Genomic DNA, 18,314 nt, shown 5'->3' with positions numbered 1-18,314 from the left:
CGTCAAGAAAATTCCCTTTTATTTCATTAGGACTGCTTTACGAATTACCTTACTCTTGCCATTTTCCATGTAAATGAAATAAACTCCTGAGCCGACGGAACGGTTGTCAATATCCTTTGCATCCCAATTGAAGCGATGAATTCCCGCTTCCAGTTCTCCTTTATACAATTCTTTCACCAATTGCCCTTTAATATTATATATTTTTATAGTAGTTTTGCCAGATACAGGTAAAACACAATATATTATAGTTTCAGGATTAAAAGGATTGGGGCTGATATTTAATTCCGGTTTCATCTTGGAAAAATGGTTTGAGGCATTTGCTCGTTGAACTCCAAAATTGCTTTCTACAAGGGAAAAACTCATTGACTTTGGGGTCTCGGCAGTTCGCGCTTGAATCCAGTAATAATTATTGGGCCAGGGTATATTAATTAAATCCTCTGTAGTTGTCCATTCCGTCCATTCAATCAAACCCACATTGTCAAATAACGCGATTGCTGTCATTCCTGTGCTGCCAGTCATTTGTAGACGGATTTCATAATAGAAAACATCGGTAGGAAGGTTCAATTCTTTATAGTAATATGTCCAATCGTTTGTTCCTATAATGTTTTCCGTTACATAATCCGTATAGGACGCAACTGCTGCTGTTCTGGATGTATAAAATCTGATGGAAATATTGGCAAGAGCTACATTTTCGGTTTTCAGCCAACCGTGCAGAGTGTATTTTTTGGTATTATCATAGATTTTACAACGCTGGGAAATTGTAGAAGTTACTGAACCTGCTCCTGTAGTAGTCAGTTTTGCACTACGCTCTCCATCTATAAAGTCCGTTGTAGAATAATCAGGTGGAACCCAAAGAGTTGAGCCCTCATTTTCAAAATTACCAAACCAGATATGTTCCTGACCTAAGCGAAATTGATATTCAGCAGGTGGTTCAACATTAATAATATTGCTAATAGAACCTCTCCGGGGTAATTTAATAGGTGAAGTATAACTCATCCCCCCGCTGTGAAACAGTAAATGTTGCCAGGAACTGAAGGCATTGGTAGTAACGGATGGATTTTCATCTTCCATTAAAACTCGTGCTTCCAGATTTTCTTTATCTACCATAACGCGCGTGTTAAAATCCATAGACCTGCTGGCAATATAATCCAAAATGTAAACAGCCAATTGCCCTGTTGCCGGTTTTGGAATGTATTGGTCTATATAAAACGGTTTTATGCGAAAGTTTCTAAAGCCGTCAAAATAGGCATCTGCATACAAAATCATTGTGGGCATCGTTTCCGGATAATCCAAATCAAAAACAAAATTTCCCAAAGAATGGGCAATCAGCTTATTCTGATATAATTCCAATCCCTGAATAATATGCGGATGATGAACTATAACCAAATCGGCACCACTTTCAATAGCACTATGCCTGATTTCTATATCCCATTGATGAGGAACATCATTCCGATAGAAATAGTCCTCATCTTCCGTATCCTCTAAAAAGGGATTGAATTCCTTACCATAACCGGCACCTGGAGCAATAGAATATTCACTGCCTCCGTGCATTTCAACAATTTTAAGGTCGGCAATTCCTTCAACTGCTTGAAGTTGCTGTTCTACATAGTAAGGTGTCATATAAGCAAAACCCGGTTTATTGTATCCCGCTTGTAAAAAAGGTTGAGCATTATTATATTGTCCTGTTCTGTCCGAACTGCGTAAAAAGGCAATATTCAAACCACGGCAATGGTAAAAGGTAGGTAAATATGCCTCGTAAGAATTAGCTCCGCAACCGCTATATTTAATTTCCGAGTTATTTAGCAAACCCTGCATTTGCTGATATGCTTCAATGCCATAATCCATAGTATGGTTATTTGCTGTGCTAACAACATCAATTCCTGCGTAAACAAGACCGTTTACATTAGCCGGATTGCCTCTGTAATAAACACTTTTGGTAGGATGATGAACTCCCACATTGGCTAAAACAACTTCCAAATTTGCCACACTAATATCCGCTGCATCCCCAAAATAGGGCTTAGTAGGTGAAAAAATGGCATTAACTCCTAAAGTGGGAATTATACCTCCGGGATTTTCATATCTTCTGGCAAGCATTATGTCCCCTACAAAATTAAGGGTTACAGGCAAATCGGAAGCACCTGTTTCCAATGTAACTTCCGTTGAAGCAAAACCAACTTTTCCCGTATCATCAGTCACTTTCAAGGTTACCGTATAGGGATAGGCGGAAGCAATTGTATATAAATGATAGGGATTGGGTAAATTGCTGAAAGTGGAATCACCAAAAGACCATTCATAAGTAAATGTATCGCTATCAGGATCAATAACATTGCTATAGAAATAAACCGCGGTATTTTTTACGGGATAAGAAGTTGATATGCTTACAATTGGTGGAACAGGAAGGTCGGAACTGATGTCTATTATATTGTCAAACCACACACTGCGAGAGGAAATTCCATCCAAATCGTTAATATAAATTATGCCGTTGATAACAGGAAGATAACCCCAAAATGCCTGCCAATCCAGTGCTAGAGGCAATTGAAAGGTATTCCAGACACCGTTACTAAAAGCACCTTGATAAACTGGAATCCAAACCTCAATATCTAAAATTCTACTCCCCGCAAAACTATAAAGAATATTATGCACACCATCTGTAAAACCAATGCCTTGAATCCTTGGGTTTGAACTGGTTTTTACTTGAACCTGAATTACACCTGTGCTGTCTATAGCATAAGGAGTTATTTGTTGTAATTTATAACAATTACCAGTTAACTTAAGACAATAAGAACTGCTATCGGGAGTAGAAGTATCTAAGCTCCAGGCATCTGGCTGCAAATCTTCTTCAATGCTCCAGGAACTTAAAGAAACAAAACCACTTTCAAAATCCTCCAAAGTTGTATAGCGAAGAGCAGATAGTGAACTATAGACGCACATTAGAATAACTATGCTCATTAAAAACTTCTGCAGCATTATCTCCTCCTCTGTTTTTTTTCTTTTCTTTTTTTATATATAAGCAATTTTTAGACCAGATAAACGGATTTCTCTTTTTGAAAAAAGGAAAGGAAGTTTTGACTCACAATTTTCACCAGCGAGAAAGTTTTGACTTACAATTTTGCCACTACCCTCACAGAAACAACAACCATCAATTTATCCACACTTACAACCAATTTATTACTGGTCTCTTCATTTCAAAATTGTGAGTTAAAACAAGAACCTGCACACTTGCAACCGAGCTATAAATGGTTTCCTGCTTGTTTTGACTCACAATTTTGCCACAGCCCTCACAGAAACCACAATCCTCAATTTATCCACACTTACAACCAAATTATTACTGGTCTCCTCATTTCAAAATTGTGAGTTAAAACAAGAAGCAAGCACACATACAACCGAGCTATCTCCTTCCCTCAATGTTAACGGTAACGAAGGAATATAGATTTTACGATGAAGAAGTTTCACATTTCTTTTTTTCGCATTCTGGGTTGTTCTTCGTTACCATGTAATTTGTGGATTAGTTGTAATGCGGTTGGAAGGGAGCTGGCTTTTTGTTTTAGCTCACAATTTTTTAATTCGGAAATCAGTACAAGCTCGGTTGTAAGTGTAATAGTTAGTGGATTGTGTATCCATTGAAGGCAGGTGAAAATTGTAAGCCAAAACTATCAGGTGAACTTCGCAAATTTTACGAGGGGCTTACGCCACCATCGCTATCCTTGTGTCGCCCTTTGGGGCTTTTGAGGAACCAGGAAAGGTAAAAATATAAAATAGAAAAAAAATCGGGGCTTTCATTTTACGAGGGGCTTACACCACCATCGCTATCCTTGTGTCGCCCTACGGGCTTTTGGTGAAAAAGAAAGGTAAAAAGAATAGAAATTCGGGGTTTTCATCTAACGAGGGGCTTACGCCACCATCGCTATCATTGTGTCGCCCTTTGGGCTTTAATGTATATAAACCATCTCAACCATATAAACCTTCTAAACCCTCTCAACCTTCTAAACCATCTCAACCATTAAACCTCTACAAACCCTCTCAACCATCTCAACCTCTTTTAAATTCATTTTTCATTCTTACTCTTTTCCTCTTTTCTCTTTGTAAAAATAAAATCTGCGAAATCAGCGTGAAATAAAACTATTTTCCCTTCATCTGTGGATTTTTATTCGGCTTTAAGTTCGCGGGTCATCAGTTCTAAGATTGCTTTTCGGGGTTCTTTATCTTCGTAAAGGACTTGATAGACCTTTTCTACGATGGGCATTTCTATCCTTAATTTTCGGGACAGCAAATAAACGCTCCTTGTGGTTGTTACTCCTTCAGCCACCATTTCCATTTGAGCTAAAATATCGGAAAGTTTTCTTCCCTTTCCTATTTCCACGCCTACAAAGCGGTTTCGGCTATGAAGTGAAGTAGCTGTAGTAATCAAGTCCCCTATTCCTGAAAGTCCTAAAAAAGTTTCCGGAAGTGCTTTCAGAGCAATTCCCAGGCGTTGTATTTCCACAATTCCTCGGGTTAATAAAGCTCCGATAGTGTTATCTCCAAAGTCCAACCCGTAAATAATTCCTGCCGCAATAGCTATAATATTTTTGACTGCACCGCCGATTTCCACTCCAATAAGGTCTAAATTGCGATAAACCCGGAAATAAGAATTGCTAAAAACGGTTTGCAAATAACAGAGCAAATCCTCATCGCTACCGGCAATAACTACAGTAGTAGGTATTTTTCTGGCAACTTCTTCGGCATGTGAGGGACCGGATAAGGCACAAATTTTTTGCTCTTCCAGAAAAGGCAGTTCATCTTTGATAACGGCATCAAGCGTCTTTAAGGTATTTTCCTCAATACCCTTAGCCACATTTACCACTGCTAAAAGTTCCGGTCTATTCCATAAAGAAACAGGTGTCTTTTGTAAAGTAGAGCGTAGAAACTGCGAAGGAGTTGCTAAAATAATAATTTCCGGAGAAAAAGCAACTATCTCCTGAAAATCGTTAGTGAAACAAATTTCTTCTGGAAGAGTAATATTCGGCAGTAAATGCGGATTAGAATGTGTTTCTTTTAATAATATTAAATATTCAGGATTATATTCCCAAACCAGAATTTGATGCCCGTTTTCGGAAAGCAGAGAAGATAATGCTAACCCCCATCCCCCACCTCCAAGAGTGGCAATACGCAAAGTTAATCCTTATCATCCATATTGCGATGAAGGAAATGGCTCAGTTCTTCAATATCTTCATCGTCCAAATCAAAATCTTCTAAATCCTCTTCTTCAGTATCTCCAATCCAGTCAGGACAAAAAAGAAGGTCTTCTTGAAAATCCCAGCCGTCCACATTTTCCAATCCAAAACGGGTGAGCATCTCTTCTTCCCAAAAAGAATAAAAGACAGTTCCTTCGTCAACAGCCCAAACTAAAACCGGTTTTTTATAGTGGCGTAATTCCACTTTGGGATTTTCCACTAAAGTAAGGAATTCCTTAATTTTTCGGAGATCATTCTCTTTTTTAAAAACCATTTATCACCTCTAAATTCAGAATTTGTAACTAAAAACAGCGCTTAAACGATTTTCACTATATTCTTTCAAGCGTTGCACCGTTTCGTTATCTGTTTCTACATTCCTGAAATAGTGAGAGTAGTCAAGAGATAAATTCATTTTAGGAGAAAAAAACAGCTCCATACCAGCCATTAAAGAATAGGTATAATCAGCTCTGCCTCCATACCATGAACCGCTTCCCTGGTAAAAACGCTGTTCATAATTTAGAGCAAAAGAAGGTTGAATAAGGGTTTTTCCTTTTTCCGAAAGAGGCATTTTGGGCAGAGTTAAAGCTCCTTTATAAATATTGCTTTGATAGGAGCAATCCTTATTAGCTATGCGTTTATCACAGCTGAAATCCCGATAGCCATAAGAACCCTCTACTGTAAAAAAGGGAAATTTGTAGCTGACACCGGCTTCTCCGGTTATGGCTTTTCCGTCAGCTTCAGTAAAATATTTATTATAGCGATAAAGTTCATAGCGCAGATTAGCTTTCACAGTTGTTTTCGGAAGTGGCTTCACAGCTAAATCACCGCGATAAGTATCTCGGCTGTAACTGTATTTTTCCAGTTCACCTGTTCCATCTGTATCCACAAAATGACGGAAATAAATATAGGGATTGCTGGTATATTGCACACTGCAATTCCAGTAATAGCGGTCAACCTTAAATTTTAATGTCCAGTCAGTGCGGTATTTATCTTCATTACTAATATTTTGGGAAAAATTTCCGCTTACTGAAGGAGTAAATTTCCACCAGCGATAAGATAACGGATACTTAAGTTCAATGCGGGTATTTAGGGTTAAATCATCAATTGTATCTACAAAATTTAGATTTGGATGATGGTCATCAAAACGGTCAATATCATATTCCGAAAGATGAAACACATTATCCGAATAAACAGCTCCAATTTTAACTGAACCGTTTATTTGCGCTTCAACTCGGGAAAAGCCGAAAAAAAGGAAAAAAGTAAGAAGAAGGATTATGGGACGAATACTGTTTTTTCTTCTTATCTTGCTTTTTTTAATGGTCTTATTTTCCTTTGTTTGCTTGGGGGAAAGAGAATCAAGGGAAGCTATAGTTTCTTTTTCTTTTAATTCCGCTATGGGCTTTGTTTCCTGAGGAAATATTTTCGGATTTGTATCTACCATAAAACAGCTCTACTTCTTCATTAAAATAGGTTTAGCCAAAAACAGATGGTCACTCAAAGCGCGCAGCTCATAATCAGTACTTTTTTCATTTGCCGGTAAAACAATTTTTTGGGCAATTCCCAAACTGCTAATTCCCTGGCAGTGGTATTTTGTCGTGCGTTTAAGAGTAAAATCAATAACTTCCACTAATTCCCCGTTGGCATATAATCCTATTTTAGGCAAAGAACGGTCAAGCAAACGCGGACGCACATAAACATAAGCGTTTCTGCCATTATTAAGAGTAAATTTAAAGGGTTGATTGGGCATAAAAGTGTAATAATCGCTGTTTGAGCCGTTATGTTGCAAACTTACTGTTCCGCTATGAGCTTTAATAGCTATGTTAGGTTGTTTTACTGCCTTAGGTGGTTTTGGAGGTAAAACACTGAAAGCGCGCAGATAAATTGAACGGTTATAGCATATTATCTGAATGTCCTTAGTGTTTTCCGGAATATCTATCATAAGAGGTTGATAGAGATAATAGTTTCCCTTCTTTTCCTTAAAAGAAAGTGGATAGGTCTTTCTCTGTTTATTAATGACGATTACAATTTCCGGTTTACGAACTGCTTCCTTACTGAAACTGCGGAGTTCAATTTTTTCTACACCCGTAGTATTTAAAATTAGAGGTCTTTCCGGCAAACCACGATAATAATAATAATTTCCTGCTTCGGTTTTGAGCAGAAGTTTTGTGCCTGGATTATCAAAAGGCAGGACTTTATACCTGTTTGCTGTTTGTGCCAAAAGCAAATTGATTCCCAGAATGATTAGCAAGACGGATATAAAATGTTTATGCATTTTTTAGTTTCCTTAAAGTTCTTCATCGGGGTCTACAATATTAGCCATAAACCGACGGTCGTGACGGTCAAAAATAATAACAATTACTATGGCAATAAGTAAGATCGTTAAACAAATGATATTGACGGTTTGATTATGGATGCGGGAACCGAACATTTTTCCCTCACCAACTTTAGGCATCGTGTCAAAATAAGTCGGAAGGTTATAGCGTTTTGCCCAGCGTAAAATACGGCGAAAATGCAAGACGGGAACATTATTTTTTGCCATTTTAATAATCACGCCCTCTTTTTCGTAATTATGTTCAGCTAAGCTGCGATTAATTCCTTCAGGAATAAGATTAGCATTGGGTTCGCTGCCTACATTAGCCAAACCAGCTCCAATATTCACAAATGCTTTATAGCGTTTTCCTTCCAGCAATAGTTCTTCATAAGCTGCCATTCGGATAGCTATGTTATCTTCAAGATCATTACCTATCAAAAGCGGAATATTATTTCTTTGCATTGCTTCCCGAAGGGCTTTAATTCCATTATCCGATAAGCCAATTGCCAGGTCATCCTTTCCTCCAAAAGAGGCATAACTGGAGCCAAAATCAAAGAGACCTTTTTCTTTCAGAATGCTTTCCATATCCAGCCAGGTAAGTTCCGGACGGTTTGCTCCATAAGATGCGGAAGATAGGGCAACTATTATTTTAGGATTCAGCTCCATTACCTGAATGGCTGAATAAAGAGCTATATTAACTGCCGGATTGCTTCCCGTAATTCCTACTGCAATATAATCCCCGGGCATAAGTTTCATCTTGGATAGTTCTTCTACAAATACAGCCGCTAAATTGGGATTAATAGCAGCCCTTTTTTCCGAAAGCAAACCCCTATCCGTAGTAATAGAACTTAAACGCATTCCGATTAAACCGGTTTGCAGAGGGTCATCTATAGGGTCTATTTCTATTCCTCTTTTATTTATTTCAGCAGATAAGGAATCAATTGCCGATTTCATCAGCTGTGCAGCAGCTATTTTGATTTCATAATTATCCGTTTTTACATTAACATAACTGGTCTGCGCTATATAAAACAAGACAATGGCTAACAAAAGAAGAATGATTAACGAACGATTGGATTTGAGTGAAGGACGATACATCATTTTTACAATTCTCCGTTAAATATAACCATTAAAGCCAAACGAACAACTATTGCAGCTATCCCCATAGAAGATACTGTTTTCCAAAAACCCTGGCGTTCAAACCAGTTAGCAATAAGCCCGGGAATGATGTAACCAATGGATTGCATCTGCAATTGATGAATTGTAATATCTTGAACTACCAAAATGCGGGAAAGCCAACCCAAAATAAAGCCAATTAAAATACTTAGCACCATCCTCCGTTTGCCGAAAAGTAAGGTAAAATTACCGATAATGCGTATGATTGCCCAGGTTAATAAACTGATTACTAAAGTGCCTAAAATCTGCAAAGGTCTATCCAAATATAAAGCAATATAACCTGGAACTACTATTCCTCCCGCAGAAGCACCAAGTAATTCACTGAACATCAGTGAAATAATCACACCCATCCCAACCGCGGCTTGAACTATTGTATCAATCACATCCGGCTCCTTTCATTACACTCTTTCATTTTATGTCTGAAGTGGGCTACTATTTGTGCCCCATATTTTATTGTTCCGGCAATATTACCGATTCCCAAAATATGAGATTCATCCTTAGTAAGTTCCCACACTTTTTGATAGATAACTTCCGGTAAGGGTTCACCTAAAGGAAATATTTTTTCTTTAGGGATACCTGCTTGAATAGCATAGTTTTCTATCTTATCAGGTATTTCTCCCGTTAGCAATAAATAGGAAAAATCCAAGGGCTTGATCGCATCCACTAATTGATGACTGCGAAAAAGGCGGTCTGCTCTGCTATTCAAAATGATAATCTTTTCTATATTTTGCAAATTGCCGGTAACCATTTGAATGATTTCTACTGTTGACTGAGGATCGTTTGCAGCAAATACATTATAGAATATTATTGTTTTGCCTCTATCTTTAATTGGGTATTTTTTTAAGGCACCAGGATCAGGTGTCGCTTTTTGCATTCCCCTTAAAGCTACATCTCGGGGAACTCCCGCTGCAGCACATACAGCTAAAGATAATTGCACATTTTCACTATGCTCAATATATCTGAATTTATTCAATTCCTCTTCCGTAACATCTACAGGACGAATCTTATGAATTTGACATTGTCTGCTTTTTGCCACTTTTTCCAAAAGGGGATATTGTTCTTCTTCTGCCGTGTAACAAATTCCCTTTTTCGGTATAGTATTACTAATGCACATAGTTACGCTTTGCACAGTAGAACCCATTAAATCCAGATGGTCTTCCCGACAATTGGTAATAACACTAATAGTACTCCGAATAAATTTACGCTCCGTTATCCACTGTAAAACCGGATTTACTGCCATACATTCAATAACTATGGCATCCGGTTTGTGCTTTACAGCATGACGGAAGATATATTTCTGTTCAATAATATTAGCACCCATCAAACGCAGTATGGCTGCTTCTCTTCCATCCGGAAGAATAACTCTGGGCAAGGTTCCCGTGGTCTTGGCTACCGTTACTTTTCCTCCTTCTCTTAAGCCGGCAGCTATAAGACGAGTAACACTTGATTTCCCCCGTGTCCCGTTAATATGAATCCGAATGGGAATTGACAGAACATTTTTTGTATGCCTTTGATATTCTATAATCCAATGCGTTATCAGTATCAAAGTCACTATTATCAGAACAGTCATCTATTCCTCTGTTAGTAATTATATTACATCCGCTTCCAGCTTTGCACTTGGCTAAGCAGGAAGTGACTATCTTTATAAATGCAATTAACATTCCATTTATCACTCTTTATGGTTCCAGGGGTTCGGGAAATTGAGAGGTAGAAAGGTAGAGGAGTTTAATGATTTGGTGTTTTCGTTTTTACTTATAAGTTTCCCAGTAACATATTTTTTTAACTCACAACAATAATAGGTTAAGCACCGTGCTTTATGCGGAGTGCCTCACAATCCCCTCAAACGGGTCCATTAAGTCAAGAGGTCTAAAGGTCTTGAGGAAAATCCCAAACTCAACATCTCAAGCTATATACAAGTTAGCTAAAATCATAGTTCCTGTCAATTTTATTTTTCCCCCATTATCCACTATCAAAAATGCTGAACTTTTAAGTTCTGTTTTTCAGTAATATCAATTAGAAAGCCAATTAAAATATCATCTAATATATTTTCCATTTTGACAGGGTATATAAAGAAAAAGTAAAATGCTTGTCCTATAACTTTTAGCTCGCTAATAAAAAAAGCTCGGAGAGCGAAACAATGATAGCGATGGTGGTGTAAACCCCTCGTCCAATGAAAGATATATTGATTATTAAAACTTATTTAATTTAGATAGAGCACCCAAGGGCGACACTTCTATTTTGACCTATTTTTAGCTCTTGGGAAAATTGGGGGGCGGGGTTGTCTCACAACATCCCAAAAGTCCATTTTTGGCCATTTTCAGGTATACAAAGATGTATCCTCAAGAGGAGATTGTTCCTTAAAATGGCTTATATTTACTGTATCAAAACTAACTTTTAGTTTCGGGACAGCTCTTTTTTGGACAATATATTGATATATATATTAAATGTGATTACTCTTTTCCCGAGGGGCTTATGCACCCATCGCTATCGTTGTTTCGCTCTCCGAGCTTTATTGGGATGTTTTATAGTTATCTCAGAGTTAAAAAGGTATTTTTTTGAATTTTTCTTATCTTACTGATTTATCAATCCGGATATTGTATAAAATCTCAAAAATCCTTTTTAATCCTTTTCATATTAGGGCTATTTTTCCTCTAAGCCCCAAGCTCTCTACCCTCTGCTAAAATAATCCCCTACCTATTTTTTATCTGTGTAAATCCGCTTAATCCAGTTATCTGTGTTCCATTCTTTTTTATCCCCAAATTCTCTTTTATCCTGTTCATCCCTTACCTATTCAAATCTGCGTAATCTGCGAAATCTGCGTGAAATATTCATCTGTGAAATCTGTGTAATCTGTGAGAGGCATCCCCTCAAACGGGTCAAGTTTATTTCAATGTGTTCCGTGGTGAGCTTCCCGAAGGAACTGTGGTAAAGTTGTCACAATCCCCTCAAACGGGTCAAGTTTATTTCAATTGGGTTGTCATAAAGTGAATAAGTGCTTGCACCGTCACAATCCCCTCAAACGGGTCAAGTTTATTTCAATTGCGATTAGAGCTTATAGAACTGGAGAGTTCGGCGAAGTCACAATCCCCTCAAACGGGTCAAATTTATTTCAATAAGCCAGATATCGACCTTAGCGGGCTTGGTTGGGTTAGGGAGTCACAATCCCCTCAAACGGGTCAAGTTTATTTCAATACTGTGAATTCTACCATCCGGAAATAGAAAGTTGTGAGTCACAATCCCCTCAAACGGGTCAAGTTTATTTCAATCCTTCAGGACAGAGAGGTGAAGAAGTTGGCAATTGGTCACAATCCCCTCAAACGGGTCAAGTTTATTTCAATACGATTGCCTCATTTATCTACATCCTCTGGGAGGTGCTGTCACAATCCCCTCAAACGGGTCAAGTTTATTTCAATATAAAGATGTATTCAATTTACATCAGACCACTATCAAGTGTCTCAATCCCCTCAAACGGGTCAAGTTTATTTCAATTGGGTGGTGGAAAAATATGTAGAACTATGCGATGAATTCGTCTCAATCCCCTCAAACGGGTCAAGTTTATTTCAATACGAGTAAATATATATATTGCAGAAGCCGATTATAGCGTCTCAATCCCCTCAAACGGGTCAAGTTTATTTCAATTCCTGATATAATTCAGGAATTATCAAATTTGCCTTTTTTTTGTCTCAATCCCCTCAAACGGGTCAAGTTTATTTCAATTACAGCGAAATGAGGATGATAACCCTATCTGAGGCAAGTCTCAATCCCCTCAAACGGGTCAAGTTTATTTCAATAAAAAATGAAAAAAGAAGAATTAAAAGAAATAATACGAGAAGTCTCAATCCCCTCAAACGGGTCAAGTTTATTTCAATGCATATCTTTTGCTTTTCCGGGAAACCACTTCCGGTTTGAGTCTCAATCCCCTCAAACGGGTCAAGTTTATTTCAATGGCTGAAAATGGGAAGCCGTTTCTTTTAATATTTTCGGTCTCAATCCCCTCAAACGGGTCAAGTTTATTTCAATGGAGTATCCTGGACGGGTACAACAGTACCCGTCAGGAGTTCTGGGAGGTCTCAATCCCCTCAAACGGGTCAAGTTTATTTCAATCATCAGTTTTGGAGCTGATCCTGTGCCAGTGTTTTCGTCTCAATCCCCTCAAACGGGTCAAGTTTATTTCAATGGAGTATCCTGGACGGGTACAACAGTACCCGTCAGGAGTTCTGGGAGGTCTCAATCCCCTCAAACGGGTCAAGTTTATTTCAATCATCAGTTTTGGAGCTGATCCTGTGCCAGTGTTTTCGTCTCAATCCCCTCAAACGGGTCAAGTTTATTTCAATGATGCCAGATATGGCTGCTGGAAAGAAACCGTTTCTTTTAGTCTCAATCCCCTCAAACGGGTCAAGTTTATTTCAATATTGGTTGAGATTATTCCGGACAATCTCCACAGCACTCGTCTCAATCCCCTCAAACGGGTCAAGTTTATTTCAATCAAACCGACAATGGCTCCGTTTTTCTGACCCTTGCCTTTCAAATGCGTCTCAATCCCCTCAAACGGGTCAAGTTTATTTCAATTCCCATTATGTCTGAAAATGGGAAACCTTATCTATTGTCTCAATCCCCTCAAACGGGTCAAGTTTATTTCAATTGGGCTGAAGAGGGAGGAGTACATCATTATGGAACTTGTGGTAGTCTCAATCCCCTCAAACGGGTCAAGTTTATTTCAATATGGATTTTGGGCGGTGAGCGAAAAGGCGCAGAATTGGGTCTCAATCCCCTCAAACGGGTCAAGTTTATTTCAATGAAAAAGTAATTGAAAAATTAACCCGAATAAGAAGAATATTGTCTCAATCCCCTCAAACGGGTCAAGTTTATTTCAATAAAGGCCAGTGGATTAGTTCCACTGAAACAACAGTTTAAGTCACAATCCCCTCAAACGGGTCAAGTTTATTTCAATCCATTTAGGGGATGGAAAAACCTGTATAATTCAGAAAAGAGTCACAATCCCCTCAAACGGGTCAAGTTTATTTCAATCTTCCGGTATGATCCGTGTGATGATAGGGTACGAATAGGTCACAATCCCCTCAAACGGGTCAAGTTTATTTCAATTATGTCGCGATTTACAGAAAAAACCAAAAAGTAATGTCACAATCCCCTCAAACGGGTCAAGTTTATTTCAATAATTCCGAAATGCGGGCAATCACTATTGAAGAAGCCAAGTCACAATCCCCTCAAACGGGTCAAGTTTATTTCAATGCAGAAGGGATCATTAGATCTTTTGGATATTTTCCAGTTCAGTCACAATCCCCTCAAACGGGTCAAGTTTATTTCAATCTTTTCGGGTCTGCCTCTGTATTAGCAGAAGCCATTTCCGTCACAATCCCCTCAAACGGGTCAAGTTTATTTCAATGGAATGTCTCCCCCCGGTGTGAGGTGAAGAAGAAGAGAGGGTCACAATCCCCTCAAACGGGTCAAGTTTATTTCAATTATAACGAACGCATTAGCTTCGTTATGAAGTTGATGTGGTCTCAATCCCCTCAAACGGGTCAAGTTTATTTCAATTCCAGCATTCGTATGTGGCTATGTAAATGGCTTGTGGATGGTCTCAATCCCCTCAAACGGGTCAAGTTTATTTCAATGAGAAAAATTCCTTCAAGCATTGAGGGATAAATCTATCAATAGTCTCAATCCCCTCAAACGGGTCAAGTTTATTTCAATCAAAAAATGACAAAGAAAGAAGTTGAAAAAAAAGTAATTGAGTCTCAATCCCCTCAAACGGGTCAAGTTTATTTCAATTCGCTGTGAAGAGAAGTAGTATTTCTTCGGTACAGAATGTCACAATCCCCTCAAACGGGTCAAGTTTATTTCAATTCCAAAATTTGGTTCATTTGTTAGAGCTGAAATTTGGGTAAGTGTCACAATCCCCTCAAACGGGTCAAGTTTATTTCAATAGGATGGGCGTTTCCAGCATTCGTTTGTGGTTTAGTTGAGTCACAATCCCCTCAAACGGGTCAAGTTTATTTCAATTCAGCGTTAGCTTAAAAGCGTGTATTAACGGTCAATTTTTAAGTCACAATCCCCTCAAACGGGTCAAGTTTATTTCAATGTATCTATTCATAACCGTAGTTTTGTTAATCATAATCATGTCACAATCCCCTCAAACGGGTCAAGTTTATTTCAATGAATGTGCTCATTCAACAGGTACAGAAAATAGGTTGAGTCACAATCCCCTCAAACGGGTCAAGTTTATTTCAATATGATGATTCGGGAATTCTCTGTATAAGAGATACAGAGAGTCACAATCCCCTCAAACGGGTCAAGTTTATTTCAATCCCAACCTTCCAGTGCGATATCTGGAAGGAAGATTAATGTCACAATCCCCTCAAACGGGTCAAGTTTATTTCAATATGGCACAAGCTCAATGGTACGAAGCAGCCGTGAACCAAGTCACAATCCCCTCAAACGGGTCAAGTTTATTTCAATTCAAGTGGGTATTTCCTGAACAAGAAAAACTGAGGTCATTGTCACAATCCCCTCAAACGGGTCAAGTTTATTTCAATATGAACTTATTAGAAGTAACGGTTATTTCCCAGTTCGAAGTCACAATCCCCTCAAACGGGTCAAGTTTATTTCAATAATTTTGACATTGAGCAAGAGATGACCCCAAAGATCTTGTCACAATCCCCTCAAACGGGTCAAGTTTATTTCAATTCAAGTGGGTATTTCCTGAACAAGAAAAACTGAGGTCATTGTCACAATCCCCTCAAACGGGTCAAGTTTATTTCAATATGAACTTATTAGAAGTAACGGTTATTTCCCAGTTCGAAGTCACAATCCCCTCAAACGGGTCAAGTTTATTTCAATAATTTTGACATTGAGCAAGAGATGACCCCAAAGATCTTGTCACAATCCCCTCAAACGGGTCAAGTTTATTTCAATATAGGACGCTTTTTGGCTCTGCTAAAGATTTGGCAGAAGTGTCACAATCCCCTCAAACGGGTCAAGTTTATTTCAATGAGCAACCAAAGCCAATGGCGAGCTTGTTGCTGAGTCAATTGTCACAATCCCCTCAAACGGGTCAAGTTTATTTCAATAGGAAAGCCCTTCCTGGTGATCTCGTATTACCAGGAAGACGGTCACAATCCCCTCAAACGGGTCAAGTTTATTTCAATTCATATGTGAAGGCTGAAATCTGGGTTCAGAGCGATCGTCACAATCCCCTCAAACGGGTCAAGTTTATTTCAATATGGGTCATATGTGAAGGCTGAAATCTGGGTTCAGAGCGATCGTCACAATCCCCTCAAACGGGTCAAGTTTATTTCAATAGATTGTACAGAACCATGAACCGGGATGAGGAGCCTCAATTGGTCACAATCCCCTCAAACGGGTCAAGTTTATTTCAATCGCAGATCCTGTGCCAGTTTTTTCCGCTATGTATCCTAATGTCACAATCCCCTCAAACGGGTCAAGTTTATTTCAATATTGGGCAATCTATGAACCCATAGGCTTCACTTCCATGTCACAATCCCCTCAAACGGGTCAAGTTTATTTCAATACAAATATTAACCGCCATCGGGATGGTATTGTTCATCGTGTTTGTCACAATCCCCTCAAACGGGTCAAGTTTATTTCAATTAAAATACGAGGTAGATAAGAAGTCAATCTCCGAAATATAGTCACAATCCCCTCAAACGGGTCAAGTTTATTTCAATATATCTGTTATCACGATTATCGTTCTTGTCCATATTTTGAGTCACAATCCCCTCAAACGGGTCAAGTTTATTTCAATGATCGTATTGCTAAAACGAAATATCGGGGCAATTCGTGGTCGTCACAATCCCCTCAAACGGGTCAAGTTTATTTCAATGGAAGACTATGAAGCTTTCGAATATTTCTACAACAAAAAGTCACAATCCCCTCAAACGGGTCAAGTTTATTTCAATAATGGATTTAGCTAACAAATTCAAAGTGTTTAAAGCTTTAAAGTCACAATCCCCTCAAACGGGTCAAGTTTATTTCAATTTAAAAACACCTTGCTTGACCAAAAAAGCGTTCACGTCACAATCCCCTCAAACGGGTCAAGTTTATTTCAATTAATTTCCAGAATCTTTGGTGAAAACAAAGATAATTGGGGATAGTCACAATCCCCTCAAACGGGTCAAGTTTATTTCAATATAAGGATGGTGCCTTCGATTCAATGCACAATCTAAAGTCACAATCCCCTCAAACGGGTCAAGTTTATTTCAATTCTCAAAACAAAACCTCTCCAAGCTGTTTGGAGTGCTTTTTTGTCACAATCCCCTCAAACGGGTCAAGTTTATTTCAATATCGCAGTAGTGCTTCGTGGAAAAATGACTATTCCTGTCACAATCCCCTCAAACGGGTCAAGTTTATTTCAATAGGAGGAAAAATGAAACTGATAGGATTAGTATTTACGTCACAATCCCCTCAAACGGGTCAAGTTTATTTCAATGGCTATAAACACAATATTATCTTCAGACTGGGACTTTAGTCACAATCCCCTCAAACGGGTCAAGTTTATTTCAATGCAGATAATATTGTTCCTGACTCGGAAAAAGCCCGGAATGTCACAATCCCCTCAAACGGGTCAAGTTTATTTCAATCATAACCTACATCAGGGAATGCTTCCTCCTGATGTAGCTTAAGTCACAATCCCCTCAAACGGGTCAAGTTTATTTCAATTCTGATTCTGACACTGCTGATGAAGATGAACCTTTATGTCACAATCCCCTCAAACGGGTCAAGTTTATTTCAATAGCACATACATTTAGGCATTAAGCATAAAGTATTCATCGTTATCAAAATGGCAATGGCTAATAGATTTATGATTGGGGGTATGGGGTATAGATGCATATTTTGTATAATTGTATATATAGCAAGTAATTGTGTTTGGGACAATGATTTTGTGGATAGAGCTTGTAACTATGTTATAATAGAGCAGTTTAGCGAAATTGCATAGAGAGCAGGCAATCGCTGTTCTTTTATAATTATTTTTGGGGCATACATAAATAATCATAATATCAGCTCCTTTTTTTGTCTTGCCAAGGTTTATATAGCGAGTTAGCTATACATACAATTTTCCTTATATAATCAATCATAAAATAAGTCAAGCATAAAATATCTTTTTGATTTTGAAGATATGATATTAGGAATCTATTCATACGCAGGGAAAGCAAATAACTCATTGAGATAAGAGTTTTTAAACGATGATTAGATCTTCAAAGTAAGAATATAATCCGATTCCGGAGACAGATATGTTTTTTTCGCAATTTGCACAGAGGAGGTAATAGCGAATGCTATCTATTTCGGGGTTTATAGTGTTATCAAGTTTGGATTTCATATCCAGGAATTGTTTATCGTTTAGGATACATTCAAAAACGCTTTTTTGGACTCTTTGTCCGTAGGAAAGGAGAATTTTAACACAGCGGTAGCGAATTTTATCGGAAACGATATCAAAAGCGACGACATAGAGATGTTTGTTTAGGGACATAATAGAACTCCTTATTATAAGCTGAGGGCAGAGGGCAGAGAACCATTTATTGTTATTAAGAATCCTCCCTGTCAGATAAGTTATAGAGATGGTTAAAGTATATCTCAGCATT

Annotated in this window: 10 protein-coding genes and 1 CRISPR repeat array; all 10 genes read right to left on the bottom strand. The window is 38.3% G+C overall.

Translation table 11 applies throughout. The annotated features are described in order from the left end of the window. Positions 1-18 precede the first annotated feature (18 nt). Positions 19-2,967 carry a CapA family protein gene (locus CLOAM_RS04135; RefSeq protein WP_015424606.1) on the bottom strand — a complete coding sequence of 983 codons (2,949 nt, stop codon included), beginning with the start codon at positions 2,965-2,967 and terminating at the stop codon, positions 19-21. 1,177 nt (positions 2,968-4,144) lie between these two features. Beyond that, positions 4,145-5,152, bottom strand: coding sequence for an NAD(P)H-dependent glycerol-3-phosphate dehydrogenase (locus CLOAM_RS04130; RefSeq protein WP_015424605.1), 1,008 nt, complete (start codon positions 5,150-5,152; stop codon positions 4,145-4,147). 2 nt (positions 5,153-5,154) lie between these two features. Next, the gene (locus tag CLOAM_RS04125) at positions 5,155-5,487 is read right to left on the bottom strand and encodes a hypothetical protein (protein ID WP_044278917.1); all 333 of its coding nucleotides are present in this window, start codon (positions 5,485-5,487) and stop codon (positions 5,155-5,157) included. Positions 5,488-5,502: 15 nt separating this feature from the next. Next, positions 5,503-6,654: a hypothetical protein gene (locus tag CLOAM_RS04120; RefSeq protein WP_015424603.1), complete on the bottom strand. Its 1,152-nt coding sequence runs from the start codon at positions 6,652-6,654 to the stop codon at positions 5,503-5,505. Between the two features lie 9 nt (positions 6,655-6,663). Then, positions 6,664-7,485 (bottom strand): hypothetical protein, encoded by an 822-nt coding sequence (locus CLOAM_RS04115; protein WP_015424602.1) that lies wholly within the window; start codon positions 7,483-7,485, stop codon positions 6,664-6,666. A gap of 12 nt (positions 7,486-7,497) precedes the next feature. Next, the gene (gene pgsW, locus CLOAM_RS04110) at positions 7,498-8,622 is read right to left on the bottom strand and encodes a poly-gamma-glutamate system protein (RefSeq protein WP_015424601.1); all 1,125 of its coding nucleotides are present in this window, start codon (positions 8,620-8,622) and stop codon (positions 7,498-7,500) included. Positions 8,623-8,624: 2 nt separating this feature from the next. Beyond that, entirely contained in the window at positions 8,625-9,080 is a 456-nt protein-coding gene (pgsC, locus tag CLOAM_RS04105) for a poly-gamma-glutamate biosynthesis protein PgsC (protein ID WP_015424600.1), read from the bottom strand. Beyond that, on the bottom strand, positions 9,077-10,267 hold the full coding sequence (gene pgsB / locus CLOAM_RS04100; RefSeq protein ID WP_015424599.1) for a poly-gamma-glutamate synthase PgsB: 1,191 nt from the start codon (positions 10,265-10,267) through the stop codon (positions 9,077-9,079). The genes pgsC and pgsB overlap by 4 nt, the downstream gene beginning before the upstream one ends. Before the next feature lie 1,285 nt (positions 10,268-11,552). Continuing rightward, positions 11,553-17,468: direct repeats of the CRISPR family, unit length 37 nt; unit sequence GTCACAATCCCCTCAAACGGGTCAAGTTTATTTCAAT. Between the two features lie 11 nt (positions 17,469-17,479). After that, on the bottom strand, positions 17,480-17,728 hold the full coding sequence (locus CLOAM_RS09640; RefSeq protein WP_015424597.1) for a hypothetical protein: 249 nt from the start codon (positions 17,726-17,728) through the stop codon (positions 17,480-17,482). A 183-nt stretch (positions 17,729-17,911) separates the two neighbouring features. Then, positions 17,912-18,202, bottom strand: coding sequence for a CRISPR-associated endonuclease Cas2 (cas2, locus tag CLOAM_RS04095; protein WP_044279215.1), 291 nt, complete (start codon positions 18,200-18,202; stop codon positions 17,912-17,914). Positions 18,203-18,314: the final 112 nt, after the last annotated feature.

Origin of the sequence: Candidatus Cloacimonas acidaminovorans str. Evry (genome assembly GCF_000146065.2) — a bacterium.
Taxonomy (GTDB): Bacteria; Cloacimonadota; Cloacimonadia; order Cloacimonadales; family Cloacimonadaceae; genus Cloacimonas; species Cloacimonas acidaminivorans.
This window is presented reverse-complemented; position numbering and strand designations above follow the sequence as displayed.

Coding starts and splice junctions, on each gene's coding strand:
- CLOAM_RS09640 (WP_015424597.1), bottom strand. CDS start 17,728: ATGATTATTTATGTATGCCCCAAAAATAATTATAAAAGAACAGCGATT.
- pgsW (WP_015424601.1), bottom strand. CDS start 8,622: ATGATGTATCGTCCTTCACTCAAATCCAATCGTTCGTTAATCATTCTT.
- cas2 (WP_044279215.1), bottom strand. CDS start 18,202: ATGTCCCTAAACAAACATCTCTATGTCGTCGCTTTTGATATCGTTTCC.
- CLOAM_RS04120 (WP_015424603.1), bottom strand. CDS start 6,654: ATGGTAGATACAAATCCGAAAATATTTCCTCAGGAAACAAAGCCCATA.
- CLOAM_RS04115 (WP_015424602.1), bottom strand. CDS start 7,485: ATGCATAAACATTTTATATCCGTCTTGCTAATCATTCTGGGAATCAAT.
- CLOAM_RS04125 (WP_044278917.1), bottom strand. CDS start 5,487: ATGGTTTTTAAAAAAGAGAATGATCTCCGAAAAATTAAGGAATTCCTT.
- CLOAM_RS04135 (WP_015424606.1), bottom strand. CDS start 2,967: ATGCTGCAGAAGTTTTTAATGAGCATAGTTATTCTAATGTGCGTCTAT.
- pgsB (WP_015424599.1), bottom strand. CDS start 10,267: ATGACTGTTCTGATAATAGTGACTTTGATACTGATAACGCATTGGATT.